Raw genomic sequence first — 26349 nt, forward strand, 5'->3', positions numbered from 1 at the left:
ACCGTAGTTTGACGAGTGACCGTGGCTGATGGCGTTTCTCGATGAGCAATCGCGTGCCGTTTTATTCGAACCACCCGAAGCTTATGAAGATGCGCTGACGCGAACTTCATATCGCGTCCCTGGCAAAGCAGCTGCGGCCTTTTTAAGGATATCGCGCTCCGCCTTCAGCGCGGCAACTTCACGACGGAGCCGCTCGATCTCAAGCTGCTCCGGCTTCATCTGGCCTTTTCCGGGAAAAGACTGGCTGGGATCGTCGCCGTATTCCCGAACCCGGTTGCGCACCACATTCTGGTGGACATAGAGGTCACGGGCCGCCTGGGCAACAGTGCCCCAACATTCCCTGACCAGCTTCACCGCTTCGAGCTTATACTCGCGGCTGAATATTCGTGTTTGCATTCATACTCTCCGGTTCAGGAGGAACACCTTAACTCGATGTCCATGAAACCGGCAGCAGGTCACACTGCAGATGCCGTTGGGCAGCCTGGAATGGAATTATAGCGCGGCATCTGGGCTTTGGCCTGTTGGGCGGTTTTCTGGGCTACCATAGGCGGACATGAAGACCCAGATAGCACTTTGTACGACGTCATCGAGCTCGTCTTGCGAGGGCACATCGTCCAAATCACCTATGAGGCGGGCCTTGACGAACGTTCCGCTAACAAGCTCTATGAATTGACGCGCAGCGAGATGGGTATCCTCCACAACGAGATCGCCTAGGGCAACGTGCCGCTTGATTAAGTCTTCAAGGACGGAGCGGACATTTGCAGGAGAATGGAAGTACCGCCTGCATAGCTTCGGCATTCGCGTGTTTACGCCGATTAGCGTGCGCATCACATTGATGGTCTGTGGCGAGGTTATGTGGGTCACAAAGTTTATACCGAAGCGATACAGCCAGTCCTCTACTTTTTCACGGTCCGCAAGGGTGATCTCCAACTCAAACGCAAATCTCTGAATTTCCTGCTCGACTATGGCACCTAACAGATCTTCCTTGTTCTCAAAGTACACGTAGATCGTACCCTTAGAGACGCCAGCCTCGCGGCAAACCTCGTTGATGCTCGCCGCATCGAAGCCTAGCCTCATGAAGACGCGCTTCGCACCTTCAACTATTTGCCCCCGCTTCAAAGGGTCCTGGCCAGCGGCAAAGCGGCCCTGGGGGTGCCTTGGCAAACGACGATCCTGGAGTCCTTCCTCGGTCATTTTCTTCTTCTTAGCTATACAAACCATGCGGTTCGATCAGCCTTAACATGCGCCGAAATGCGCTCTACGTCAATTTCGCCAAACCGATCGGTTCGATCCCTGAGAGCATAGCGCCGGCTCCCATGGGACATCCTCTCCGGACGCACTCCAACAAGCCTCTGAAGCATCAACTCAGCATCCCCGGTGAGCCATGGAATATGAAATCACCCGGCCCGGATCTCTGGTGTCGACGCCGACCGGGGCCGGTTCTTCCGTCGTTGTCAAGCGAGAAAATGACACGCCAGCGAGTCGATAGGAACCGATGCCAGCGGGTCGATAGGAACCGATTGAGGATCCCTCCAACAGGTTAATTCGCCCTCGCTGTTTGTGCGAGGTCCACGCTGGCAATCACAGACATGCCGGGGACGAGCCTGTTGGTGATGAGCGGCTGTTCAATGTCGATGGCGATACGAACCGGAATGCGCTGGGCTACCTTGGTAAAGTTACCGGTGGCGTTATCAGCCTTGATGACTGAGAACTCCGAACCCGTGGCCGGCGCGAAACGCTCAATCCGGCCGGTGAATTTCTCATGCCCGAGCGCGTCGACGGTGAACGTAACCGCCTGGCCGGCCGTCATGCCGACAAGCTGGGTCTCCTTGAAATTGGCGACCACCCAAACATGGTCAGGCACTATGGAACCAATCTGCGTGCCAGCCGAGACATACTGGCCTATTCGACCGGTTACCTCGCCGAGTGTGCCAGCTTGCGACGCCGTAACGCGGGTATTCGCCAGATCGATCTCTGCAAGTCTCACTGTGGCTTTGGCACCTTCCACGTTGGCCTCCAGCGAACGGCGGCTAACCAACACTATGTTCAGATCCTGCTCGGCAACCCTTTCTGCCGCTTCAGCCTGGTGCACGGCGGCCTGGGCTTGGTGAAAGACACCACGGTTTTTTTCAGCCTCGCTTTTGCTGGCAATGTTCTTTTCCAGAAGCCCTTCTGTGCGTTCGTAAGTCATCCGAGCAGTCTCAAAGGCGGCATTAGCGCTTTCCACGGCCGCCTGGGCGGACTGAATCTTTGCTTCGGCAGATTTGCGGCTCTGCTCTGAATTGGCAAGCGAGGCTTCTGCCGCGGCGAGCGCTGCCTTGGCTTGTTCCACCTTCTGGGCGTAGATGCGGTCGTCAATTCTGGCTATCAAATCGCCCTTTCTGATTTTTTGATAATCTTGCACTGGGACGTCGACAAGATAGCCCGTAAGCTGTGGGCTAATGATCGTTACCTGGCCACGCACATAGGCGTCATTGGTCACTTCGACCGAGCCATGGAACGGTGGGAGGTTCCAGGCATAAAGAACCACGAAAGCACCGGCGACACCGACAAGAAGGGCCACGTAGGTTGCGACAGAACGGAAGAGATTGGACATGGCTTTTTTCTGTTGTTCCTGTTTGGTGTTCTAGATCTGTCAGGCGGTCGCGGGCGTCGGATTGGCATCTGGGAAAAGACGTCGGCGGTTGCGCCATCCGACATGTATAAGAAGGATTGCCAAAGCTGTTAGCGAGAGCCATGTCGTGAACAGAAAGGAATCGTTGTAGGCAAGGGCATAGGCTTGCTGCTGTACCTGCTTGGCGAAGAGCGAGGTCGCTTGGGCAGTCTGCTGGTTGGGGTCGGTCAGCACCTTCCCATAAGCCCCGCCAATCTGCTTCAGACGAGCCGCGACGAGAGGATCGGTAGATGTGAGCCGCGAGACCAGCCGAAAGGAATGAAATTGTTCGCGCCACTGGACGAAAGTGCCATAGAGGGCGCTGCCCAGATAACCACCGATCTTCTGCGTGGCGAGAAAGACGACGATGAAGGAGAGCATATAGCTGGGGCCGCGTTTCAACGCCGCGCCAAGGCCCATTGTCAGCGCCGGGGGCAGGAAGAGGCCGCCCGCGAAACTCACCATGAACTGACTAAGATACATCTGTTCCGGCCGGGTCAGAACAGTTGACTGGCTATCCATGTAGCTGCCGACTGCCACCAGGAGCAGAGAGACGGCGTGGATCGTGGATTCTCGGCCTGGCTTCATGAAAACGGCACAGACCACGCCGGAGACGATCGCGCCCGCAAGGATGACCCAGTAGAGACCGGCCAATTGCTCGTTCAGCATTCCGGCATTGCGTAAGAAATTGACTGCACCGCTCGTCTGTTCCGATAGAACCAGGCGAGACACCATCAAAGCACCGGTTAAATGCAGGATTTCTCGCGAGGTAAGCCAGCGGATATCGATCAGATGATTCTTCCGGTTGAGCTCGATCATTGCGTGGACAGCCGCGGCTGCGATCCCTCCGATGAAAATCCAGGCGAGCCATACCGCTTCGGTCCACCAGTAGAGCCTGCCGACAGTGAGAGCCACGGCGAAGCAGCCGAGTGCAAGCGCGAGGAAGATATAGCTGACAACGTCGAGACTGCTGATCACTTTTGCCCTCGCAGGGGAGGCAAGCGGCAAAACATAGACCAGACCGAGCGAGATCATCGCCAGCCCCAACTCAATCACATAAAGGGTATGATAGTCCCCAATGTCCATCAGCGACGGTGAAATAAGGCCGGTGACGGGGGCCGGAATGGCGAGAGCTGTCAGCGCGATGCAGAGCCCGATGTTCATTTTTTTGGCCGGCGGCATGCTCTCCAGAATATAAAGGAAGCCAAGCGAGGTCATGGGTGCAGCGGCAACGCCCGCGAAGAAGCGCAGCAACAAGGCGCTCTCATAGCTATCCACCCAGAAATGCGCGAGGCACACGAGCACATAGGCGACGATCGCCACTTCAGCAAAATTCCTCAGGCCATACTGGGCGCGCACTTTGAAGAGCAACAGCGTCAGGCTGGCATTCGGGAAGAAATAGGCGGCCATCAGCCAGACAGCCTCGACTTGCGTTAGCCCCATCGGCCCGGCGATCTGCTGCAGGTTGGTGGAGATGAAGCTCATGCCGAGCCCCTGGGTCAGGGCAACCACTATGCCGGCCAGGATATAGGCGATCGTCATTGTCGGTGACTTGGGCACGAAGGCGGCGGGCGCAACTGGTGCTGGCGCCGTGGGGGCAGGGGGTGGATCTTGAACCGGCGGCGTTTCGCGCGGATCCTCGGCGTCGCTCAGACCCACTTGTCTGTCGAAGACCGGACGTATGATCGTCGTGTCTTCGCGTCTTGTTGTGGCTTCACGCGGGGACATGGATATCGCTCAGTTCTGTCACGTTAGCCGAAATCCTTTCCAGGAGCGCAATACTGCATCGCAGCTCAAAGGGGTCTATATTGGCAAATATCTGACTGCGTAGGTCCGCCGCTATGGATTCTACGAGGGCGGCCTGCTCCTCACCATGAGGCGTCAGCACAATAAGGTTAGTGCGGCGGTCCTTTACATCTGCCTGGCGTTTAATAAGGCCGTTTTCCGCCATCCGGTCGAGGAGGCGAACCATTGTCGCCTGTTCTAGCTCAAGAACGCTGGCGAGCTCGCTCTGGGTAATATTTTGCTTCTTTGCAAGGTAGAACAATGTCCGTGCGCGCGGATAGGTCAGCCCATGTGCAGAGACTTGCTGGTTGAATGCCGTGCGAATTTTTTGACTCGCCTTCGTCAGCGATTCCAAAAACTCTGCCGTGACAGTTGATGGGTTCATTGTGCGCCAATCGTTAGTATGCTAATTGAACTTCCAACGGCTAGCATGACTAGCATTAAGTTTCAAGGCGAGGTTGTGTCTGCCTGCAGAAGATTAAACGAAATCAGGAAGCATGCTGCTGCAGTCTTCACTGGCCGTTGATAGGGTCTACTAGATTGCATATCTGGTACTCGTCGAGAGTGCTCCGCCAGGGTCAGCGCATCGATTATTCCAGATTGTCACAATGGGCTTCGCGTCCGCTGATAAATGTCTCTAGGTAAAATGTAATCAGTATCTGCCCTTAAGAAGCACTGATACAGGCCGGAACTCTCTCCAGAAAGTGTCTGCATCGCAGTATGGATCGACCGCTTGAAGTGCACAAAAGCGACGTCAGCACTTCGGCATTCAGACGAATTTATTTGCAGCAAAATTTGCAGTTTTTTGGGGCTGTCAGCCACGTATAAGCAGCAGCGGTCGATGAAAAGCCGAAACCGCCGCATCTTCATGTTGATCGTTGATCTTCCATCCATCGCGGCGCAAGTGACCATGCGCACGGCGGTAGCCATACCGCACGCGTGTCTCACATATTCCTTTATGCGTCTTTCGAGTGGGGCCTGTCCGGTGCGGCGGGACTTGTAGTGGTATGTCGAGGTGTCGAACCTCAGGACCTTGCAGGCCCATCGGATCGATATGCCCAATCCACCAGCATCCCGTCGATCAGAGCAAATGGAACTCGGTCGGGGAGCGCTTCGATCCGCTGAGCAAGGCCGGCGTGTCGAGGCCTTTTTTGAAACCTTGGCGCCCATGGGCGCACCTGATTCAGATGTTCGATTCGACCATTGTTCGCGCGAGTCTCGGCGGCCGGAGCAAAAGGGCGCAAAAAGGCCAGGCGGTGGGACGACACGCGGCGGTTTCACAACCCAAATCCACGGCAATTTGGATCGTTCGGGAGACATTATCGCCTTCGAACTGACCGGCCGCGCAGATGAAACCCACTTCCAGAGGCATCATGGTTTCATCCGAGGAATCCATTCCGAATCAGCGATTCCCTGATATTGCGTTGGAGACAAGAGCAAACGGGGTCGACACAGTGGTGCCGACGGCGTCGAAGACGAAGGCGCCAGCGCGCCTCAAGCCGGAAGGTTGTCCGTTGGCGGCCAACTGACCATAATTCGACGCCAGATTCACGAAACGGCTATGATTTATCCCGTCGCTGGACGGTAGTTCGGAAATATCGACTATTGCAATTTTGAATTCGCGGGCAGCCGCAGCGACTGCCGGATCCCTTACGTCGAGCGAGCCAACGCGGTCGTCACCCGACAGCAGCCTGGAAATTTGCAACGCTCGGTCATCGCTCGAGACGAGAATAGTCATCGGCGTCCGCAGAGTCCCGATCGTTTCGATATTTTTTCGAAAGACATCTATATCAATGTCTGGCGCAGCTAAAATAACCGTGAGACGGTCTAGAACATCTTTCTGGTCCGATAGTTTAAGCTGCCGAAGCGACTCTACTGTTAGCCAGCCGCCCATGCTGTGGCCAAACACAGTCGTGTTTGGAAAACGTTTGCTTGCCAAGTCAGAGAGCAACAATGTAAGAGCATCCCGCGAATATGCTGCAGCCTCCTTGTCGGCTATATAGCCGGTAACGGTCGCACTTGATGGCCAAGAAAATAGTATAGGAACTCCATCAAATTGAGCATCGGCTGACATTTGAGCCAGGCGAAAAAGCGATTCCTGGAAGGAGTAATTGAAGCCGTGCACAAAGACTCCAACATCTTTGTGCCTGTTTGCGGCAATCCCGGCGAGAAATGGCTGACGCTCAATCTCCCGCATCCCAACAACGACGAAGCTGTTTTGCGGATCTGGTTCTATGTCGGGATATTCGATCCTGCCAGGCTTGTGGTTTTGCGGAATCGATATTTTGTATTCCAAATACCGCGTTTTACGCGCTTTCCCGCCGCTGTAACCAAGCCCTTCAGGCTCGGGTGAGCGGGTTGTTGTGACGTAGACCGTTACAGTTCGCCCAGCAGGCCCAGCGACTGCAACCGTCTGCAAAACAGCAGAGCTGGGACGGGTACCGCAAGCCGCAAGCGTCAGCAGCATAACAAGCGATGCCGCTATCGAAAGTGCAGACTTGAACGTTGGCTTGTTTTTGATCAATGTCACCACGCTCATTGGGAACTCATGTTATGCACTGCACTGGTGATAGACGGCCTAGCCTAGAGACTCTAATTCAGACATTTAAATAGGGGCTCTGGAAAAGTAAACTGGCGGGTTTCTTTTTTTTCGAATACGTCGATCAGCACGAGCCTGTATTAAAATTCAGTCGATAGGTATGAACCTGAGTGGTTATAGCGGAGAGCAAGAAATCCAGACGAGGACGCCCGCCGAAATCGGAAGTTGGGACGATTGCGCCGAGAATTCTTGCGGCAGCGTCTGAGGTCTTTCTCCGTGCGGGTTATGAGCAGGCTAATATGTCGGAGGTGGCACAGAAGGCCGGCTGCTCCAAACGCACGCTTTATCTCAGCTTCCCCTCGAAACTTGCCCTGTTCTCCTCGTTTGTGCAGTCTTTCGTCGAAGAGCGTCTTGAACAAATCCGCATTTCCATCGATCCGGCGGCTTCATTGGAGCAGCAACTATGTCTCATCACAGCGATTATTCGGTCCTATGCATCCAGCGAAGAGATGTACCAGCTCCATCGCCTCATCGTCCAGGACGGGCGCAGGTTTCCCGAGCTCCGTTCCGTCATGGAGGAAGCTGCGTGGCAACCCGGTAAAAAGGTTGTAAGAACCCTCCTGGAGGCGCATTTTACCGGCGCGGTAATAGAGGAACTAACATTCCTTTCGGACCAGTTCCTCGGACTAGTGGCACTGAGGGCAATCCACCATAATATCGTGGGCAAACCTGCGCCAACTGAGCCGCCCGAGCAACTCGTCCGTCTGTTTTTACACGGTTGCAGTGGTTTTTATCGTGCGCACGAAAACGTCAAATAATCTCGCATTGGCCACCGGATATGAAGTAAGTGGAATGCTTTGCCCGCTTGAACTGATAACTTAGGCTGACGGAGACTGCGCATCCGAGCAGGGCCGCCTTGTTCGGATGTGCATTATGGAAGAGTACTGGCTATATCGACGTCAATATAGACAGTGTCGCAGCCTTGAATATTCTCAGAGACCGTGAACGGGTCAGCCGCCTGGAGGTTGTAGACAGCGGTCGCCGCCGCCAGTTCAGTGACGAAGCGAAGCTTGCGATTGTCGCAGAGAGCCTCTCCGCTCCTCGGCAGGTCACCGCGACCGCGCAGCGTCACGGGATCACGCGCTGGCAGTTGAATGCCTGGCGCAGGGCGCGCGGTAAGGACGGCTTGTCCACCGCTCGACGAACGAGTTTGTTCCGGCGATCATCGTTGCCGAGCCGGTTGTTGCGACCACGCCGCCCGCGGCGGCTGTGGCCGTGCCACCGCCCATCACCGACGGGGGTCGCATGGAGGTGGTGGTGTGAACGGCCGGTGTGTGATCGTCGGCCAGGATGTCGATGTGGACTCATTGCTTCGGATCATGCGTGGTCTGGAAACGCTGCGATGAACCCGTTTCCGATGGGAAGGGATGTCAAAGTTTGCCCGTCGACCGGAATACTGACATGCGGTGCGGCTTTCCTTCCTTGGCACTTCGGGTGCAGGGAATTTTGAAGCATCCCGCTGGGAGTTCATCTGTTGCTTCCGGGGCCGCCGCGCTGATCTGATAAAATGATCTGGCATGATGGCCAAGGCGCCTGCCTGTTCACGAAAATAGGAGCGCGGTCGGTTTATCTGGCCAAATGTGGAGGGCGGTGCGGTGGCGATCACGCCGGCACGGCTTTCCTGTTTGCTCTACTGCGCATGTTGATGCCCCTCCTGGTAAGGCTCAATGAATCTCAGATCGAGGTGAAGAATGGTGCTGTTGCGAAGGTCGTGAACCGCGCTGACGACCACCGGGGAATTTTGGAACAAATGCTCCGGTTGCCTGCTGGTATATGAGGAGCGCTAATGCAGGTTCAGCTCTCCACAACTGTGGCCGTCGATAACAAACGAAACCTATCAACGCACGATGCGTATCGCCTCCTAGCAAGATCGGGGAAGAGGAGGTGATCTGGAGGATGCCGCGTCTAAGTCTAATTTTTGGCAACTCGGAGTGTGGCGGATTGGCATCGGTGCATAAAATATACTTTTTGGTACCTTTACGAAGCTCGCCAGGAGGATATATCGGTCTTATCGTAAGAGAAGATAGAATTGAATCCAACGCCCTCAAAGATCGCTCGGATAGCGCCGCACCTTAAGTGTCGCCCTCATATGGAAGGAAAATTCCCATGTATATATTTCAGAAATTGGTACTTCTGGGCACCATCTCGGGCGCGCTCGCAACTCCGGTGATGTCAGCGGACCTTCTGCCAAGCGAGCAGCCATTGGTGGCAGCGGAAACTTCGGGCTTCTATTTTGGCTCATTGAGCTCGGTCAATTTCTTGGATGACACAAGTTTTGGTTCCGGTGGAACGTCAATTTCAACCGATTATGACGCGGGCTTCTACAGCGCTTTTCGCGTTGGCTATGATTTTGGTGCGATAGGCTATGTTTCGCCGCGCCTTGAACTTGAGTTGGGCTATGGTACTTCGTCGGTCGACACACACACTGTTTCCGGTGTCGGCGCGGTCGGTGGCATCGATTCGTTTGGAGACATCCGCACACTGCAGGGATACGTAAACGGATATATCGACGTTCCGTTGGCGAGCAGCGGACTTATGAGCGCTGTTACCCCGTACGTTGGAGGTGGTGCGGGCTTTATGAACCTTGAACTCCGCAAGCAAGGCGTAGCGGGGGTCGCTACTCTGATGGACGACAACGACACGAATTTCGCTTACCATCTCGACGCTGGCGTCGGGATCAAGTTGCAGGAGATCGGGATGTTTTCGAATACTTCGCTACTTGAAAATACGACACTCGATATCGGCTACCGTTTCACCGGAGCGGACGACTTCGAATTAACAGCGCGTGATGGTACTCGGTCCTCCACAGATTTCCGGAGCAAAGCGGTCACGATCGGCTTGCGTAAACAGTTTTAGTTTCGATTAGATTTGCGAAAAGAATCTGCTTAACCTATCGCCCTAATTTGCGGCGTTAGGCCATTTATCGGCCATGCAAAATATCGCGTTCCGTTGAAACCGTCTGTGCTTGATGCTTGAAGAGCGTGAGTTCTCAGGTGTTCGGGCGCCACCCAAGTCAACTTCCAAAGGCTCCATAACGCTAAGATCATCGTTGAAAGCCAGCCGTTGCCAAGCTTGAGAAAAATGACACGAAGTCCCAAGCCGGGGGCATCTAAGCTGTTCACTTTATGAAAATCTGCCGACGTGAAAACGTACGACCCCGAAATGAAACGGCGAGTTTTTGTGATGCAATATCATAGGAGGTAAAGTTGAGAAACTGTTCTTTTTTGTTTCTATTTCTTGCAACGCCTGCTTTTGCTCAATCTCAACCAATCGAAGATGCGTGCAAGACTGTTGCCAAAAATTTCTTTTTGACCGAGAAGCTGAACGTCGGGGTGGCCCAATCTTTTCCGGCGCTAATCCCGCCAGGTGTTCGGATGTCTTATTCTCGAAGGCCTGACACGCCAAAAGACGAGATGTCAGATGTTTTCGAATGCGAATTCAAATCGGCGCAACCACCATACGAGCTCTCGCGTTTTTGCGTTTCCCGCACCTGCTACTCGCCAGAAAGCAACGAAGGTGAAGAAAAGCGACGGTTCGAACAAATGCATGACCTTTTAGGACGATCCCAATGATATCTCAATGTATTTGAAGCTAAGCGGCCTAAAAGCGCGGAACAAGCAGTAGAGCCTTAGAGTCGGACTCTCGGCGAGCTGCGCGGTGCGACCTATCTCAGTCGTGCAGACCGGCGTGAAGTCGCCGGGATGGCTGAAGAAGAATACCCAGTCACCACCAACCCATTCGTGAAAATCGAGCGTTCCGGTCGTTCTGTCAGCCGTAAAATTCGGTCCTACGTCGCCAATATGAATACTCATGAGATTATCTCCTGTAAGGATTGCGCCCGACTGGGCCGTTTAGAAAGGCGCGCCGCTGTATGCGAACCAGACCAGCTGCGCCTGAATGGAAATGCAGCGTATCTGGTTCACGCAGGTAAAAATTGGCCTGCGCTGCGGTACAGCATGTAAGCAGCAACCACAAAAATGAGCGTCGCGAAGAGGGTGTTGAGCATACCCTTGCGGGCCGACAACCGTTTGGCGGAATAGGCGCCGACCAGGCCGCCAATGACACCGCCGCCGATAAAAATTGCGGCAAGCAGCAAATCGACATAGCCCGACAGCGCATAGTTGAGCGCCGTCGTCAGTCCAAAGGCCGTCACGGCCACAAGCGACGATCCGATTGCATAGAGGATCGGCATGCCGGTGGAGGCGATCAATCCCGGCACGATCAGGAAGCCCCCACCAATGCCAAAGAAGCCGGAGAAGATGCCCGTGAGGCCACCAAAGCCCGCGACCTTGTGAATGTTTTCGCGCGAACACTGGGCGCCCGGGTTTCCGACAGCGCCGCGCTTGCGGAACATCAGCACGCCGACCACAAGCATCAGCACGGCGAACAGAACGAGCAGTTTTGCCCGTCTATCATCTTGCCGAAGCTCGATCCGATCAGAGCACCGAAAATGCCCGCATCGTCATAATCCGCGTGTGGCTTAAGGGAACCTTAAGGTCGAACCACAAGCCCAAGCTTGAGTGCAGCAGCGCTGCGAGACATTTGGCTTCAAGCGACGCAAAGAGCCAGGAAATAAGGATTTTGAATGGACTGCATCGCCAATCGCCGGAGGCTTTGATGATTTAGGTCGAATTTATCTCCGTCGCGTTTTCACCCAACATGAGCAAAGCAGGAGGAAGGCTTGGGGCATATGTGTTTATCGTGAGGCTGCCGAGCAGGATTACAAGGTGTTGTTCCATAATTGTTACTATGCAATTTCAGCTATCTAACGGAAAATAAACAAGAAAAGTCCTCGCTGACCCGGGATGGTGTCCTCTACTCGTTTTCGTCTGCCAACTGTTGAGACACCCGAACGTCGAAAGTCTAGCGCCGAGATCTCGCTCCATTGAAAGCAGACCAACCCCGCTTCTTGTGATGGCGTCCTGGACCAGGTCCGGATCTCCGTCGATCAACCCTCAAGGGGTCGGCTAGCAAGCTGCCGCCGCTCCGTCTTCGTCTCCGCGGTGATCGCGACCGTCCCTGTTCCTTTGAGGAGCCATCAGCGGGAATTGGCCCGCTTCCGATGGAGCACCTCAAGATGGCACACGATCTTTCTCTCGCCCAGTCTCACGCCTTCCACCTCTGCAACAACCTGATGGTCCCGATCACCCTGTTCAAATCCGGTGACGAATTCGGCGTCCTTCCGTCCGACGAACTCGATGACGAAGACGATCTTGAGATCGTGCATGAATACTTCCCGCGCGGGTCTCATTGAGACCCGCCTGTCACTGCCGCTGGCGACCTGTCGGCCGCAAGGGAAGCTGCGCCGCAGCGCTTAGCTGCAACTTTTGTCAGTTGCGTGCTGCGCCCTTGCACCCTCCGTTCTTCGCGGCGGGACGGAGGTGGCCCGCAGATTGCGGGAATGAAGAAGGAGCGGCCGCTATGCGGCCGAGGAAAACATGAAACGAGAAGAGTTAGAGGCGCTACGCGCCAAGGTCAGTTGCGAAGCCATGCTCGAGGGCGCCGGATACGCGATCGATCTGAAAGAAAGCACGCCCCGTGCTGTCAAATACCGGCGCGACGCCAATATCATTATTGTGACCCATGACGGTCGGGGCTGGTTCGATCCGTTCAGCGATGAGAAGGGCGACGTCTTCGGCCTTGCAATGTTTCTGGGAAGCACCACGTTCCCGGTCGCCGTGGACGCCGTCGCAGCGCTGGTCGGTTTTCAGCTTTCCCGGCCGGAATGGCGTCCGGCGCGGTCTGCAGTGTCAGACGAGGCCATTGCTGAGCGTTGGCGATGCCGGCGCTCGCCTTCGCCGGGATCGGGCGCGTGGCGCTATCTATCTTGGCAGCGCTTGATCCCGCCTGCCATAATCCGGCAGGCCATTCGGGAAGACGTCCTGCGGGAAGGACCTTTTGGCAGCATGTGGGCGGCGCATGTTGATAGCCATGGCCGAGTGGTCGGCTGGGAAGAACGAGGACCCGAATGGCGCGGATTTTCGACCAGGGGATCAAAGCTTCTGTTCCGATTGGGTCCGAGTGATGCCAATCGCATTTGCGTCACCGAGGCCGCGATCGACGCGATGAGCCTCGCAGCGCTCGAGGGTTCACGTGAGGGCACGCTCTATCTCAGTTCAGGAGGCGGGTGGTCACCGGCGACAGATGCAGCGCTCTGCGAACTCGCCCTCCGGCCGGGGCTGACACTGGTGGCCGCGACGGATGGCAATTCCCAAGGAGACAGCTACGCAGCGCGTTTGCGTAAGCTCGCCGAGGCGTCCAGCTGCGATTGGCAGAGGCTACGTCCGCCGGCAGAGGACTGGAACGAAGTCCTGAAAGCCAAGGATAAGGAGAGACGGAAAAGGAAAATGGAGAAGAAGAGGAGGCCTGCCGCATGCGCGCCGGCCGCATCAAGGGAGGCTTCGCCCGGCAAGAGCCGGCCCTTGACCCGTCCGGACACGGACGCAGCAACGCGGGAGGGGTCATGAAGGACTGAAGAGGATAGTGAGGTCGAAACGACAGTGCTGCCTTCGGTCCCCAAACCCCGAAAGGATCAAGACAATGACCTCGATATCCCTTCCCCGCAAAGTGTTTCAAGGTGTTGCCAAACGAGCCGAGATGTTCCGGATGTTCGACCGGCACGCCAAGCGCCCAGATCGATTTGATGGTCATCAGTCGGGCACCTTTGCTGGAGAATGGTTTGAGATCGACGAGACCTCATACACCTACATGCGCGACATCCTTCCACCCCTCTGGATGCGCGGTCCGATATTTGCGATGCGCGAGTTCATGACCGGTTCCGTAACCTCGGTCTTCTACGCAATCCAGATCGATGACACCGTCCGCTATTTCCACACCTACTGCGACCTCTCCGATCCAAACTCGGTCGAGGCGATGCGCTCGGCGATCCTTGACCGCGAAACCCGGCCGCTTCGGGCGATGAGCCGCCAAGAACGGCTCAAGCATATCTGGAGCACGACCGCGGATGACTATCGCGGTTATGCCGGAGATCTATGGCCGAAGCCGACGCAGGGCAATCGCACGATCATGCTCTATGGTGGCAAGGAAGGCACCGTTCTGAAGCTGCTCGGCACCCTGACCGACGACGAGATCGCCGCCAAGCTGCCGGTGCATCTGCGCCACCTCCCCACGGTTCTGGCGGCCTAAGCCAGATCTCATCATCGCAAAACCTGCCTGCAGCCGGTCGAATCCTCGGCCGGACGACGGCGCTCGCCTGCTTTCCACGGAGATTTTCATGAGCAACGAATCATTTTCACTCGATAGAGTTGGCACCTTCAACATGTTCGGTTCGGGCGCGCTTTCGTCAGGTCTTGGGCTCGGAGTCACCGCGTTTGGCGGCTTCTCTCCTGATGCTGCCAATGATGACGATCCGGATCCCACTCCGACCGCACCAGCCCCTGCCCTCCCCGTCATTGCCGCACCTATGCGGCGGGCAGGACTTCGGGCAAACTTCTACCTCGACGGAGACCGCGAACTGGGCGCCACCTGGAAGGATCGCGCCCGCGCCAATGTTGCGGCGATTCTCGTCGCCGACGGCATTGCGAAGCAAGATCGGCCGGCGACGCCGAAGGAGCAGGCGCAGCTGATCCGCTTCACCGGCTTCGGCGCCGGCGAACTGGCCAACGGGATGTTCCGCCGTCCGGGGGAGGTCGATTTCCGGCAGGGCTGGGATGATCTCGGCTCTTCGCTCCAAACAGCCGTCTCCGAAGCGGAATACGCCTCGCTCGCCCGCTGCACCCAGTATGCGCATTTCACGCCGGAGTTTATCATCCGGGCGATCTGGGCGGGTTTGCAGCGCATGGGTTGGCGCGGCGGTCGCGTGCTGGAGCCGGGCATCGGCACGGGCCTGTTTCCGGCGTTGATGCCGGCAGAATATCGCGACAAGGCTTACGTGACTGGCGTCGAACTCGATCCGGTGACAGCGCGCATTGTCCGGCTGCTTCAGCCAAAGGCGCGGATTATCCAAGGGGATTTCGCGCGCACTGAACTCCCGCCGATCTACGATCTCGCCATCGGCAATCCACCGTTTTCCGATCGCACCGTGCGCTCGGACCGGCAATATCGGTCACTTGGCCTCAGACTGCACGACTACTTCATCGCGAGGTCAATCGATCTGCTAAAGCCCGGTGCCTTCGCGGCCTTCGTCACCAGTTCCGGTACGATGGACAAGGCGGATGCGACAGCCCGTGAGCATATCGCCAAGTCGGCCGAGCTGATAGCGGCCATCCGCCTGCCTGAAGGTAGTTTTCGGCACGATGCCGGCACGGACGTCGTCGTTGACATCCTGTTCTTCCGCAAGCGCAAGGCTGGAGAAGGAGAGGGCGATCAGACATGGCTCGATCTGGAGGAAGTTCGTCCTGCAACAGAAGACGAAGGCGCTATCCGCGTGAACAGGTGGTTCGCACGGCATCCTGATTTCGTGCTTGGCGACCACGCGCTGATGTCGGGCCCGTTCGGCGAGACCTATACGTGCCGCGCCCGTGCCGGCGTCGAGCTCGAAACGGCACTGAAGGCCGTCATCTCGCTCCTGCCGGAAGATCGCTACGACGGCGAGCCGAACGAAATCGACATCGACCTGGAGGACGAACTCGGCGAGATCGTCGATCTCCGTCCCCAATCTGAAAAGGTCCGCGAAGGAAGCTTCTTCATCGACGCCAGGCATGGTCTCATGCAAGTGGTCGACGGCTCCCCGGTCCAGATCAAGATGAGCAAGGGCCGCGGCGGCGAAGGCCTGAGCGAAAAGCATGTCCGCACTATCCGCAAGCTGATCCCGGTTCGCGATGCAGTGCGCGAGGTGCTGAAGGCCCAGGAGCAGGATCGCCCGTGGAAGGAGCTACAGGTACGGCTGCGCATTGCCTGGTCGTCATTCGTTCGCGACTTCGGCCCAATCAACCACACGAAGGTGTCGATCTCGGAGGATGCCGAGACCGGCGAGGTGCGCGAAACCCATCGCCAGCCAAACCTTCAGCCCTTCCGCGATGATCCTGACTGCTGGCTGGTCGCATCGATTGAGGACTATGACCTCGAGACCGATACCGCCCGTCCCGGTCCGATCTTTTCCGAACGGGTGATCTCGCCGCCGGCCGACCCGGTGATTACATCGGCGGCCGATGCCTTGGCCGTGGTGCTCAACGAGCGCGGCCGCGTCGACGTCGACCATATCGCCGAACTCCTGCAACGTGACGCGCAAGCGGTTATTGCCGAACTCGGTGATACGATCTTTTGCGATCCGACCGACGGTTCGTGGCAAACGTCCGACGCCTATCTCTCCGGCTCGGTCCGCACGAAACTCGCAGCTGCGGAAGCGGCTGCCGCGCTCGATCCCGTCTTCCAACGTAACGTCGTGGCACTCAGGCAAGTCCAGCCCGCCGATCTGCGTCCCTCGGATATTACCGCTCGCCTGGGCGCACCGTGGATTCCGCCGTCCGATGTCGTCGCCTTCGTCAAGGAGATGATGGGGGCGGAGATCCGCATTCATCATATGCCGGAACTGGGATCATGGACGGTCGAGGCTTGGCAACTGGGCTATTCGGCCGCCGGCACATCGGAATGGGGCACCAGCCGCCGCCATGCCGGCGAATTGCTCGGCGATGCGCTGAATTCCCGGGTGCCGCAGATCTTCGACACGATCAAGGATACAGGCGGCGAGCGCCGGGTGCTGAATGTCGTCGATACGGAAGCGGCCCGCGATAAGCTGCAGAGGATCAAGCAGGCGTTTCAGGACTGGGTCTGGACGGACCCCGATCGCACCGACCGGCTGGTGCGGGACTATAACGATCGGTTCAACAATATCGCGCCGCGCAAATTCGACGGTTCCCATCTCAAACTTCCGGGCGCTTGCTGCGCGCTTGCTCTCTATGGGCACCAGAAACGCGGCATATGGCGGATCATCGCCGATGGCTCCACTTATCTCGCCCACGCCGTCGGCGCCGGCAAGACGATGACCATGGCAGCAGCCGTCATGGAACAGCGCCGGCTCGGCCTGATCGCCAAGGCCATGCTCGTCGTGCCCGGCCATTGCCTGGCACAGGCAGCCCGCGAATTCCTCGCGCTCTATCCCGATGCCCGCATTCTGGTCGCCGACGAGACCAATTTCACCAAGGACAAGCGTGCCCGTTTCCTGTCGCGCGCGGCGACCGCCACCTGGGACGCGATCATCATCACCCATTCCGCGTTTCGCTTCATCGCCGTGCCGTCGGCCTTCGAACAGCAGATGATCCAGGACGAGTTGCAGCTTTACGAGGATCTGCTGATCAAGGTCGACAGCGAAGACCGCGTCTCGCGCAAGCGCCTCGAGCGGCTCAAGGAAGGTTTGCAGGAGCGACTGGAGGGTCTTGCCACCCGCAAGGATGACTTGCTGACAATCTCGGAGATCGGCGTCGACCAGATCGTCGTCGACGAAGCGCAGGAATTCCGAAAACTCTCCTTCGCCACCAACATGTCGACGCTGAAGGGCATCGATCCCAACGGGTCGCAACGCGCCTGGGATCTCTATGTCAAATCCCGCTATATCGAGACGCGCAACCCCGGCCGGGCGCTGGTTCTCGCCTCCGGCACACCGATTACCAATACACTGGGCGAGATGTTCTCGATTCAGCGCGTGCTCGGACATGCCGCACTTACTGAGCGCGGGCTGCACGAGTTCGATGCCTGGGCGTCATGCTTTGGCGATACGACGACAGAACTCGAAATCCAGCCGTCCGGCAAATACAAGCCTGTCAGCCGCTTCGCCTCATTCGTCAACGTGCCCGAACTGATCGCGATGTTCCGATCGTTCGCCGATGTCGTCATGCCCGACGATCTCAGGCAGTATGTGAAGGTGCCGAACATCTCGACCGGGCGCCGGCAGATCCTGACGGCCAAGCCGACGGCGCTGTTCAAGACCTATCAGCAGATGCTCGATGGCCGGATCAAGGCGATCGAGAAGCGCGAGGGTCCAGCAAAGCCCGGGGACGACATCCTGCTGTCGGTCATTACCGATGGTCGTCACGCGGCGATCGACCTGCGTTTCGTCATGCCGGCGGCCGAAAACGAGACGGACAACAAGCTCAATCTGCTCGTACGCAATGCCCACCGAATATGGCAGGAAACCGATGACGCAATCTATCGCCGCCCCGACGGCAAGGAGTTCGATCTGCCGGGCGCCGCCCAGATGATCTTCTCCGATCTCGGCACGATCAATGTCGAGAAGACAAGGGGGTTTTCTGCCTATCGCTGGATCCGCGACGAGCTCATTCGCATGGGCGTGCCGCCGTCGCAGATCGCCTTCATGCAGGATTACAAGAAGACCGAAGCCAAGCAGCGTCTGTTCGGCGATGTCCGAGCCGGCAAGGTGCGCTTCCTGATCGGGAGTTCCGAGACGATGGGAACCGGCGTCAATGCACAGCTGAGGCTCAAGGCTCTCCACCATCTCGATGTCCCAAGGCTGCCGTCGCAGATCGAGCAACGGGAAGGCCGGATCGTTCGCCAGGGCAACCAGCATGACGAGGTCGATATCTTCGCCTATGCCACCGAGGGAAGTCTCGATGCCTCGATGTGGCAGAACAACGAGCGCAAGGCCCGGTTCATTGCCGCCGCGCTGTCCGGCGACACGTCGATCCGCCGACTGGAGGATGTCGGCGAAGGCGCCGCCAACCAGTTCGCCATGGCCAAGGCCATCGCGTCTGGCGATGAGAGATTGATGCAGAAAGCTGGGCTCGAGGCCGATATTGCTCGGCTCGAACGCCTGCGCGCTGTCCACGAGGACGACCAATATGCCGTACGTCGACAGATGCGCGACGCCGAGCGCGAGATCGAGACGGCGACCCGCCGCATCGGTGAAATTGGCGAGGACATCAAGCGGCTGCGGCCAACCACGGGCGATGCCTTCACGATGACGGTGCTCGGCCAGACTCATACCGAGCGCAAGGAGGCTGGTCGGGCGCTGATGAAGGAGATCCTCACACTTCTACAGCTGCAGAAGGAGGGCGAGGTGCATCTGGCGACGATCGGTGGTTTCGACCTCGTCTATGAGGGTGAGCGCTTCGGTAAGGGTGATGGCTATCGTTTCGAGACGCTGCTGCAGCGCACCGGCGCCGATTACGAGATCGACCTTGCCATTACAGTGACGCCTCTTGGCGCGATCTCACGGCTGGAGCATGGGCTTGATGGCTTCGACGAAGAGCAGCGGCAATTTCGCCGGAGGCTCGATGAGGCCGCGCGTCGGCTGGATTCCTATCAATCGCGCATCGGTGGCGCCTTCCAGTTCGCAGAGGAGCTCGGCGCGAAAAGGAAGCAGCTTCGCGAGATCGAAGATCAACTGGCTGCTTCCGCCATTGCTGCAGCAGACCAGATCGCCGCTTGACAAACGTGAACCCAGGCCGGCCCTGCGGTTTGGTCCTGCTCCCGCCATAGCCTTCGCCGGATGGCGGTGGCCTATACTTGAAATCCCTGACCCTCGATCATATCTGAGGATCACTTCCCGTTCAGATGATGTCCTGCCGCCGCAATCGCTGTGGCTTTCGATGTCGTCCGGGATCAGCAAAGGGCGCTCCCCTCGCGGGTTGAGCGCCCTTTTTGCGTTTCTGCTTCCAGCCAAGATTCTCACGCGCCGTTTTGTCGAAAGCGTGCGCGCGCCGGGATTTCAAGAGAGAAGCGGACGAAAGGGAAGAGGAAGGAACCGGTCGCCGATCGGTCCTTCAACCGCCGCTGTCGCTCAACCGCCACCTGCGCCATCCCGGCCACTCGGCCTTCGCAGGGCCCAAAAGCCCCGCTTGTTCTTCGCGGCAGGGATGCTCGGTTGCGGTTGCGTCAGTCCGACCGCTCGGCGGTCCGGGAGGTGTCTTCGAGAAAAATGAAGACAGGAAGGGCTGGCAAGGCGCCGGCCCGGAACGCTCCCGAAAGGACAGATCCCATGCAGATCATCAAAGTTGACCCGCGCGCCCTGAAGGAAAATCCCGACCGGATGCGCCAGTCGAAGTCGTCGCCGCAGGCAGACGCGCTGATGCTGGCCACGATCAAGGCCGTCGGCATCGTCCAACCGCCTGTCGTCGCGCCGGAAGCCGACGGTGGTAACGGCTATATCATCGACGCCGGTCATCGTCGCGTCCGGCTCGCGATTGCCGCAGGTCTCGAAGAAATCGAGATCCTCGTGGCAGACGCTGCCAACGACAATGGCGCGATGCGCTCAATGGTCGAAAACTCGGTTCGCGAACCTCTCAACCCGGTCGATCAATGGCGCGGAATTGAACGGCTCGTTGCTCTCGGCTGGGCCGAGGAAGCGATTGCGGTCGCTCTCGCCCTCCCCGTCCGCCAGATCCGCAAGCTCCGGCTCCTCGCCAATATTTTGCCGGGGATGCTCGAGCAGATGGCGCTGGGCGATATGCCGAACGAGCAACAGCTGCGCATCATTGCGGCGGCCGGCCAGGTCGACCAGAAGGAGGTCTGGAAGGCGCACAAGCCGAAGAAGGGCGACACCGCAGCGTGGTGGTCGATCGCCAATTCGCTGACCAAGAAGCGCATGTATGCCAGGGATGCGAGCTTTGGCGATGATCTGGCCCAGGCCTATGGGATCGAATGGGTGGAGGATCTCTTCGCGCCGGCCGACCAGGATGGCCGCTACACGACGAATGTTGAGGGCTTCCTCGGCGCCCAGCATGAATGGATGACCAGCAATCTGCCGAAGCGCGGCGGGATCTTGGAGGTCAGCAATTACGGACAGCCAGAATTGCCCAAGAAAGCGTCCCAGGTGTACGGCAAGCCGTCGAAGTCTGATCACGTGGGGCTTTATCTTGATCGTGAAGGCAAAGTGCAGACAGTCCATTACCGCATGCCCGAGGCGGCGAAGCCCAAGGGTGCTGCTGGCGAGGGATCGGCCGCAGGCAGTGATGACGCCGATGCGATCGCGGCGCCGAAGGCCCGGCCTGATGTGACCCAGAAGGGCCATGACATGATCGGCGATTTCCGCACCGATGCGCTGCACGACGCACTCGGTCGCGCGCCGATCGAGGACGACATGCTGATGGCGTTGCTCGTGCTGGCCTTCGCCGGGCAGAATGTCCGCGTCGACTCCGGCGCCGATGGGACATTCTATGGCGGCAAGCGCTTCACGCGCCATGTGGTGGGACTGTTCGACGAGCATGGCAAGCTCGCCTTCGATCAGGATCAGCTCCGGGTCGCCGTCCGCTCCGTACTGATCGACGTTCTCTCGTGCCGCCGCGGCATGTCCAACAGCGGGATGATCTCGCGCATCGCCGGCGACGCGATCGGCGCCGACGAATTCCTTCCGAACATGGGCTCGGAGGATTTTCTCTTGTGCCTGTCGCGCCAGGCGCTGGAAGCGTCATGCGCCGAAGCGGCTGTCCAGCCGCGGCAGAAGGTGCGCGAAACCCGCGCAGCGCTCGTCGAGCATTTCGCAACTCAGCATTTCGTCCATCCCGCCGGCCGCTTCGCGCCGCCGGCCGACGAACTGCTCGACTGGATCCGCGCAGGTGCTGCCACTGACGTCATCGGCTCGGGCGGGCACCAGGATGACGACGGTCATGATGAGGACCTCGGTGAGGAGCAGGAGGGCCACGCCGGCGAAGAAGGGGATCACGACGATCCGCGGGACGTCGATCTCGGCTCGGAAGACGAGCACGACCAGGATTTCGATCAGAGGGCGGCCGCATGACCGCCGCTCTTCAGACGAAAATCGCAACACCCACCCCCGATCTTTCGGGGGTGGAGTTTGCCACCAGCGCGGACGGCTTTCCCGTCGCCCGCATCGATGACCTGGTCCTCGCAATGGTCACGGCGCCGAGCGGCTTTGCATTCCTTGGGAGCGCAGTCTTCGTTCGCCGGCCGCTTGCCGACCTCACCCGCGCCGACTTCATCGGGCACGATGGTCGGGTGGCCGACGAGACCGAATTCCGGGCGCGTGTCGCCGAGACGGCCGGTCACAAACGTGATCTGGCGAAGTTGAACCGCGTCCAGACCCGCATGTCGGCCAGCACGCCCTGGGGCGGATCGCAAATGGCGGTCATCTATGCCGACGGTGTCGTCGCCCACAGTACGGCCGGCCACGAAGGCTTCCATCTTTCTCCCGCTCGCAATGCCAAAGTCCATCCGCTGCTGCGGAAGGACAGCCCATGGTACGAGGAAGATTGCGAATGGGCGATCGTGGCGCTCAGCTTTCCGGAGCTATTCACCGGATATGAGCGATCGATGGCCGAAAAGATCATCCGCAATACCTGGCCGGATGTCTGGGAGACGATCCACAGCTGCGAACTGGCCGAGGGTGAAAGCTGGGCCAAGGATCGCAGAGCGTTCGATCGACGCCATGCGGCGGACTACATTGTCATGTCTGCGATCTTCTCCGACCAGAACCCCGGAATGACCGAGGTCGTGGCGGTCGTCGGCGGTAACCGCAAATCCGATAACGATGAGCGTCGCTTCCTGGTGTCGAGCGACGAGTATGCCGGGCGCGGTAGGTTCGGCTTCGTCATCGATCTCGCCCGTCATGCCGAGTATCATGGGCCGTCCTCCTTCGTCGGCTTGCGAGGTCGGGGGGATGTGCCATGATCGATATCCTGGCTTCGAGACCGCTGGCGAAGGCAGTCATCGCACGGCGAGAGACCCAGCGGCATCTTGATTGTTTGACCCGGCAGATTGCGGCGCGTGCCGGACGGCAGGCAATTACGGTGAAGGTCCGGAGCCGGGCGCGTCGCCGATCCGGCCCTCGTCTCTATCATCAGGAGCTTGCCGATCGTCTGGCCTTTGAACGCTGGGTCGAACTCGACACGCTCGCATGCAGGCTGGTCGTGCAGGAAGAGATCATCGACGCGCTCGAGCAAAGCGGCGATGCACCTGTTTTGCCTCGCACCGGATGGGCGGCCCTGAAACCGAGTGAGCGGCGAGGCGCTTTGTCACCATCACGCGGCCCCGAAGCATGTCGGGCTTGGCCATGTCGCCTCCCTGCAGCTGGCGTTTGATATCGGACCCGTGTCGGACTGCCCTTCTTTTCGTTGCGGTCTGAACCGGCGGCCGGTCGTTTCAAGGCCGCTTGCGCGCCGCGGGGCGGCCGATCCAACCTCACTGCGCGAGGGCAGGCCCGCGGTCCCAAGCAGGTCAAAACCTGCTGGCCCGCAAACCTGTCCCGCTGGCTCAGTCGGATCGGACCTGTGAAGCCGCCCGTCCCTTGCCGGTTCTGGTCGTCCGCATCGAAGGGCAGACCGGCACGGGCCGGAACCGCTTCGGCAGCCACGGAAGGAACAGACATGGCCAAGCCCGCTACCTCCAATCGCTCCAACGCCAGGTCGCAGCAATCCCGCCGAGGGACGACCCTCGAAATGGTCCGCCTCTCCTGCCCCGACGCCGTCCAGGCACTCAAGATCGCCGAAAGCTTCGGCACAACGGTCGTTGACAGCGATGGCATCCGCAGCCTGCATGAGCGGCTGATCGTTGAGACCGCCGACAGCCTCTCCGAAGGCCTGGGCGAAAAGGCCATGCAGATCCATCTGCAAAGGATCGTCGGGGCCTTCGTCGGATCGGCGCATGGCGCCGGACAGTTCTACTCCCGCGCTGTAACCGAGGCGCGCGACGCAACCGCCAAAGCATCGAACGATGCCCGCGACGAGGATCTCGATGGCCCGGTCGGCTATGACAGCGGCGCCCAGCGCAAGCGGGAATTCGCGGCCGACATGGGCGTCCAGTCCCATGCGCTGCGCATGGCGGCCGAGGGTGCGGTGGCGGCCTACGAGCAGGTCGTCGGCGAGACCTGGAAGCCCTTCGACCGACCGGTTGAAAACCCAGGCGCCTCGCTCGACCGCAAGGCAGCCGAGGCTCAGATGGCCGCTTTCGGCTGACATGATCGGCGGGGGCGCCCCCCGCCTTTTCCTTCCCTGACTGGCCGGCGCCTGCGCGCGCCGGCCTTTTTTCATGTCGAAGAGCAGGCCTGGAGATGCGCCTGTCGCGGCCCGTCCCGCTCGGCGGTCCTGCAGGAGCCGGGCGCCCATGCAACGGCTTTGCCGTCCTCCACGCTGTTGCGGCCGTTCCGGTGCATAGGCGCACCATCGGCTCCTGGCTTCGGACCTCCGTGACGGACCGCGACAGGCGCGGTCTTCAGAAAAGGAGAAGAAGTCATGACCAGGAAAACGGAAGCGGATCGCATCGACATCTACGCGCGGATCACCGACCGGATCGTCGAGGATCTCGGACGGGGCGTGCGTCCGTGGATGAAGCCGTGGAGCGCCGCCAACACCAATGGTCGTATCACTCGGCCGATGCGCCATAACGGCCTGCCCTACTCCGGTATGAACGTGCTCCTGTTGTGGTCGGAGCAACTGTCGCGCGGCTTCTCCTCCTCGATGTGGATGACATTCAAGCAGGCTCTCGAACTGGGCGGAGCCGTGCGAAAGGGCGAAACGGGCTCGACGGTGGTCTTCGCCAGTCGTTTCACCAAGGCGCAAGCCGATGCCAACGGCAACGAGGTGGATCGAGAAATTCCGTTCCTCAAGGCCTATTCAGTTTTCAACGTCGAGCAAATCGAGGGTTTGCCGGACAGCTATTATACACCGCCGGCAAAAGTGCTCGACCCGATTGTGCGGATCGAGAGCGCCGACCGCTTCTTTCGTAACACCGGCGCCGTCATCCGCCATGGCGGTAGCCAGGCTTATTATTCACCGGGTCTGGATAACATCCAGATGCCGCCCTTTGAGGCGTTTCGCGATGCGGCCGGCTACGCGGCCGTCCTCAGCCATGAGGCAACCCACTGGACAGCGGCGGAACACCGTATCGGACGTGATCTGTCGCGCTATGCGAAAGATCGGACGGAGCGCGCGCGCGAGGAACTGATTGCCGAGCTTGGAAGTTGCTTCCTTTGCGCCGATCTCGGCATTGCGCCAGAGCTCGAGCCGCGGCCCGATCACGCGTCCTACCTGCAGTCCTGGCTATCGGTGCTGGCCAACGACAAGCGAGTGATCTTCCAGGCGGCAGCCCATGCGCAGCGCGCGGTTAGTTTCCTGCATTCCCTACAGCCGGAATCGGAGGTGAAGGCTGCGGCCTGACGCTCAGGCGCGGTCGTCACCGCCTGTGGCGACCGCGTGCTCCTCATCACGTTCGTCCTTGAGACCTTGTGCGAAGTCACCGCCCAGCCTTCCCCAGATTGACGGTTTTTGAGCGTCGAGTTTAGGTTTGCGGGATGGCTTGCGCTCAATGATGAACGGCTTTGTCTGCTGGCGCATTGATCCTCCAGGCTGCGATTCGCGAGTGCAACGATATCGCACAGTGTAAGCTGGGCAAGCGGGTCTACCATGTGAGGGCTTCCAGTCCCCGACTGAAAAAAGCAACGACGGCAGAAGTGGGGGATGGCGCAAGAACATTAGTGCCCGGGCGAGTGCGTCGGAACACCCTTGCCATATCCCTCACGTCAGAGTTTTCAGGCAGCCCATCTGCGGGCTCGATGAGGCATGTCTGACCGGAGTCCGGCTGCGCCTCGATCGTCTTCCCGCAACGACAAGGCTCAGATTTCTTACCCCGGAAGGCTGCTCCTTCCTCCTCGCCCGCTAACAAATCTGCGACTTGCCGCCCTTCATTGCATTGCGGCCCTATGGGGTGCGGTCCGATCGTCTCCGGTCTTGTCGACTGCCATCGAGGCCGCGATGGGCGCGGCCCGAACACGAGAAAAGGAATACGACAATGGCAACTATCGGCACATTCACCTCCACAGAAAACGGCTTTACCGGCTCCATCCGCACGCTCGCCCTCAACGTCAAGGCCCGCATCGCCCGGGTCGAGAACCCCTCCGACAAGGGCCCGCAGTTCCGCGTCTACGCGGGAAGCGTTGAACTCGGCGCTGCCTGGCAGAAGACCTCCGAGCAGGGGCGCGACTACCTCTCGGTCAAGCTCGATGATCCGAGCTTCCCGGCCCCGATCTACGCAACGCTCGCCGAGGTTGAAGGCGAGGAAGGCCTCCAGCTCATCTGGTCCCGCCCGAACAGGGACTGATTGAGATTACGAGGCTCCGCCACCGGCGGGGCCTTCTCCTCAGCCGAGAAGTCAAAGCCGGACCCGGCATCGAGCCAGGTCCGGCTTTTTTGGTGGCATACGGTGAGGGGGAGAAGCTGCTCAGAATGAACGATTGTGCCAAGCTGCGATACCGGCCTCAAGGATGAGCGGTTCCCCCCATGTGTGGACGGCCCGTGGAATGCAAGACTCTGTATCGATGGGATCGGTCAGGTTCAGTCATGTGTCCGGCCTTTTATCGTGGCATTGTAGCCACTGGCCCTGATGAAGTCCGCGGATGGAGAGCCAATCAATTTGTCGAGCTCAAGGCTCTGGGGGAACCTAGGCTTTG

The 26349-nt window shown here is 58.9% G+C and carries 20 protein-coding genes and 4 pseudogenes; 14 read left to right on the forward strand and 10 right to left on the reverse strand.

What is annotated here, in order from left to right:
* Positions 1-80: 80 nt before the first annotated feature.
* The 7 genes and pseudogenes from CRO48_RS29500 to CRO48_RS29525 all read right to left on the reverse strand — a co-directional run.
* Positions 81-396 (reverse strand): annotated as a pseudogene (locus CRO48_RS29500) (transposase); the annotation flags it as partial.
* Between the two features lie 96 nt (positions 397-492).
* Entirely contained in the window at positions 493-1194 is a 702-nt protein-coding gene (locus CRO48_RS29505; protein WP_097143242.1) for a TetR/AcrR family transcriptional regulator, read from the reverse strand.
* A 346-nt stretch (positions 1195-1540) separates the two neighbouring features.
* A complete protein-coding gene (locus CRO48_RS29510; RefSeq protein ID WP_097143243.1) occupies positions 1541-2596 on the reverse strand; it encodes an HlyD family secretion protein in 1056 nt (351 codons plus the stop codon).
* Between the two features lie 39 nt (positions 2597-2635).
* The gene (locus CRO48_RS29515) at positions 2636-4381 is read right to left on the reverse strand and encodes an efflux MFS transporter permease (protein ID WP_097143244.1); all 1746 of its coding nucleotides are present in this window, start codon (positions 4379-4381) and stop codon (positions 2636-2638) included.
* Positions 4368-4823, reverse strand: a complete 456-nt coding sequence (locus tag CRO48_RS29520) for a MarR family winged helix-turn-helix transcriptional regulator (RefSeq protein ID WP_097143245.1) — start codon at positions 4821-4823, stop codon at positions 4368-4370. Before CRO48_RS29520 ends, CRO48_RS29515 begins: the two co-directional genes overlap by 14 nt.
* A gap of 492 nt (positions 4824-5315) precedes the next feature.
* A pseudogene (locus CRO48_RS33155) lies at positions 5316-5514 on the reverse strand (IS3 family transposase); the annotation flags it as partial.
* Positions 5515-5840: 326 nt separating this feature from the next.
* Positions 5841-6977 (reverse strand): alpha/beta hydrolase, encoded by a 1137-nt coding sequence (locus CRO48_RS29525; protein ID WP_064334964.1) that lies wholly within the window; start codon positions 6975-6977, stop codon positions 5841-5843.
* A 170-nt stretch (positions 6978-7147) separates the two neighbouring features.
* Between CRO48_RS29525 and CRO48_RS29530 the strand changes: the two genes are divergently transcribed.
* From CRO48_RS29530 to CRO48_RS32720, 4 genes and pseudogenes are all read left to right on the forward strand, one after another.
* A complete protein-coding gene (locus CRO48_RS29530) occupies positions 7148-7795 on the forward strand; it encodes a TetR/AcrR family transcriptional regulator (RefSeq protein ID WP_084438773.1) in 648 nt (215 codons plus the stop codon).
* 164 nt (positions 7796-7959) lie between these two features.
* Positions 7960-8383 (forward strand): annotated as a pseudogene (tnpA, locus tag CRO48_RS29535) (IS66-like element accessory protein TnpA).
* Positions 8384-9143: 760 nt separating this feature from the next.
* Positions 9144-9893, forward strand: a complete 750-nt coding sequence (locus CRO48_RS29540; protein ID WP_064334961.1) for an outer membrane protein — start codon at positions 9144-9146, stop codon at positions 9891-9893.
* Positions 9894-10243: 350 nt separating this feature from the next.
* The gene (locus tag CRO48_RS32720) at positions 10244-10609 is read left to right on the forward strand and encodes a hypothetical protein (RefSeq protein ID WP_084438772.1); all 366 of its coding nucleotides are present in this window, start codon (positions 10244-10246) and stop codon (positions 10607-10609) included.
* On the opposite strand, the gene CRO48_RS29550 is transcribed toward CRO48_RS32720, so the two are convergent.
* Together CRO48_RS29550 and CRO48_RS29555 are read right to left on the reverse strand one after the other, a co-directional pair.
* Positions 10592-10849 (reverse strand): redoxin domain-containing protein, encoded by a 258-nt coding sequence (locus CRO48_RS29550; protein ID WP_097143246.1) that lies wholly within the window; start codon positions 10847-10849, stop codon positions 10592-10594. The two genes, CRO48_RS32720 and CRO48_RS29550, sit on opposite strands and share 18 nt — an antisense overlap.
* 107 nt (positions 10850-10956) lie before the next feature.
* Positions 10957-11504: pseudogene (locus CRO48_RS29555) on the reverse strand (sulfite exporter TauE/SafE family protein); the annotation flags it as partial.
* Between the two features lie 610 nt (positions 11505-12114).
* On the opposite strand from CRO48_RS29555, the gene CRO48_RS32575 reads away from it, so the two are divergent.
* The 9 genes from CRO48_RS32575 (at position 12115) to CRO48_RS29600 (ending at position 25060) form a co-directional block, all read left to right on the forward strand.
* Entirely contained in the window at positions 12115-12291 is a 177-nt protein-coding gene (locus tag CRO48_RS32575; protein ID WP_172977924.1) for a hypothetical protein, read from the forward strand.
* A 184-nt stretch (positions 12292-12475) separates the two neighbouring features.
* Positions 12476-13504 (forward strand): DUF3991 and toprim domain-containing protein, encoded by a 1029-nt coding sequence (locus tag CRO48_RS29565; protein WP_102026024.1) that lies wholly within the window; start codon positions 12476-12478, stop codon positions 13502-13504.
* A gap of 73 nt (positions 13505-13577) precedes the next feature.
* Complete coding sequence (locus CRO48_RS29570) at positions 13578-14183, forward strand: DUF1419 domain-containing protein (protein WP_097143247.1); 606 nt, start codon at positions 13578-13580, stop codon at positions 14181-14183.
* A gap of 88 nt (positions 14184-14271) precedes the next feature.
* The gene (locus tag CRO48_RS29575) at positions 14272-19380 is read left to right on the forward strand and encodes a DEAD/DEAH box helicase family protein (protein WP_097143248.1); all 5109 of its coding nucleotides are present in this window, start codon (positions 14272-14274) and stop codon (positions 19378-19380) included.
* A gap of 549 nt (positions 19381-19929) precedes the next feature.
* On the forward strand, positions 19930-21687 hold the full coding sequence (locus tag CRO48_RS29580; protein WP_097143249.1) for a ParB N-terminal domain-containing protein: 1758 nt from the start codon (positions 19930-19932) through the stop codon (positions 21685-21687).
* Positions 21684-22577, forward strand: a complete 894-nt coding sequence (locus CRO48_RS29585) for a DUF7007 domain-containing protein (protein ID WP_097143250.1) — start codon at positions 21684-21686, stop codon at positions 22575-22577. Before CRO48_RS29580 ends, CRO48_RS29585 begins: the two co-directional genes overlap by 4 nt.
* Positions 22574-22987, forward strand: coding sequence for a hypothetical protein (locus tag CRO48_RS33160; RefSeq protein WP_245423710.1), 414 nt, complete (start codon positions 22574-22576; stop codon positions 22985-22987). Before CRO48_RS29585 ends, CRO48_RS33160 begins: the two co-directional genes overlap by 4 nt.
* A 285-nt stretch (positions 22988-23272) precedes the next feature.
* Positions 23273-23860: a hypothetical protein gene (locus CRO48_RS29595; RefSeq protein ID WP_097143251.1), complete on the forward strand. Its 588-nt coding sequence runs from the start codon at positions 23273-23275 to the stop codon at positions 23858-23860.
* A 276-nt stretch (positions 23861-24136) separates the two neighbouring features.
* Positions 24137-25060 (forward strand): ArdC family protein, encoded by a 924-nt coding sequence (locus tag CRO48_RS29600; protein ID WP_097143252.1) that lies wholly within the window; start codon positions 24137-24139, stop codon positions 25058-25060.
* Positions 25061-25063: 3 nt separating this feature from the next.
* On the opposite strand, the gene CRO48_RS32580 is transcribed toward CRO48_RS29600, so the two are convergent.
* Complete coding sequence (locus CRO48_RS32580) at positions 25064-25237, reverse strand: hypothetical protein (protein WP_176526944.1); 174 nt, start codon at positions 25235-25237, stop codon at positions 25064-25066.
* Between the two features lie 454 nt (positions 25238-25691).
* Between CRO48_RS32580 and CRO48_RS29605 the strand changes: the two genes are divergently transcribed.
* The gene (locus CRO48_RS29605; RefSeq protein WP_052821062.1) at positions 25692-26000 is read left to right on the forward strand and encodes a DUF736 domain-containing protein; all 309 of its coding nucleotides are present in this window, start codon (positions 25692-25694) and stop codon (positions 25998-26000) included.
* Positions 26001-26349 lie beyond the last annotated feature (349 nt).

This window comes from Rhizobium subbaraonis, from assembly GCF_900220975.1.
GTDB lineage: Bacteria > Pseudomonadota > Alphaproteobacteria > Rhizobiales > Rhizobiaceae > Mycoplana > Mycoplana subbaraonis.

Coding starts and splice junctions, on each gene's coding strand:
- CRO48_RS29505 (WP_097143242.1), bottom strand. CDS start 1,194: ATGACCGAGGAAGGACTCCAGGATCGTCGTTTGCCAAGGCACCCCCAG.
- CRO48_RS29510 (WP_097143243.1), bottom strand. CDS start 2,596: ATGTCCAATCTCTTCCGTTCTGTCGCAACCTACGTGGCCCTTCTTGTC.
- CRO48_RS29515 (WP_097143244.1), bottom strand. CDS start 4,381: ATGTCCCCGCGTGAAGCCACAACAAGACGCGAAGACACGACGATCATA.
- CRO48_RS29520 (WP_097143245.1), bottom strand. CDS start 4,823: ATGAACCCATCAACTGTCACGGCAGAGTTTTTGGAATCGCTGACGAAG.
- CRO48_RS29525 (WP_064334964.1), bottom strand. CDS start 6,977: ATGAGCGTGGTGACATTGATCAAAAACAAGCCAACGTTCAAGTCTGCA.
- CRO48_RS29540 (WP_064334961.1), top strand. CDS start 9,144: ATGTATATATTTCAGAAATTGGTACTTCTGGGCACCATCTCGGGCGCG.
- CRO48_RS29550 (WP_097143246.1), bottom strand. CDS start 10,849: ATGAGTATTCATATTGGCGACGTAGGACCGAATTTTACGGCTGACAGA.
- CRO48_RS32575 (WP_172977924.1), top strand. CDS start 12,115: ATGGCACACGATCTTTCTCTCGCCCAGTCTCACGCCTTCCACCTCTGC.
- CRO48_RS29565 (WP_102026024.1), top strand. CDS start 12,476: ATGAAACGAGAAGAGTTAGAGGCGCTACGCGCCAAGGTCAGTTGCGAA.
- CRO48_RS29570 (WP_097143247.1), top strand. CDS start 13,578: ATGACCTCGATATCCCTTCCCCGCAAAGTGTTTCAAGGTGTTGCCAAA.
- CRO48_RS29575 (WP_097143248.1), top strand. CDS start 14,272: ATGAGCAACGAATCATTTTCACTCGATAGAGTTGGCACCTTCAACATG.
- CRO48_RS29580 (WP_097143249.1), top strand. CDS start 19,930: ATGCAGATCATCAAAGTTGACCCGCGCGCCCTGAAGGAAAATCCCGAC.
- CRO48_RS29585 (WP_097143250.1), top strand. CDS start 21,684: ATGACCGCCGCTCTTCAGACGAAAATCGCAACACCCACCCCCGATCTT.
- CRO48_RS33160 (WP_245423710.1), top strand. CDS start 22,574: ATGATCGATATCCTGGCTTCGAGACCGCTGGCGAAGGCAGTCATCGCA.
- CRO48_RS29595 (WP_097143251.1), top strand. CDS start 23,273: ATGGCCAAGCCCGCTACCTCCAATCGCTCCAACGCCAGGTCGCAGCAA.
- CRO48_RS29600 (WP_097143252.1), top strand. CDS start 24,137: ATGACCAGGAAAACGGAAGCGGATCGCATCGACATCTACGCGCGGATC.
- CRO48_RS32580 (WP_176526944.1), bottom strand. CDS start 25,237: ATGCGCCAGCAGACAAAGCCGTTCATCATTGAGCGCAAGCCATCCCGC.
- CRO48_RS29605 (WP_052821062.1), top strand. CDS start 25,692: ATGGCAACTATCGGCACATTCACCTCCACAGAAAACGGCTTTACCGGC.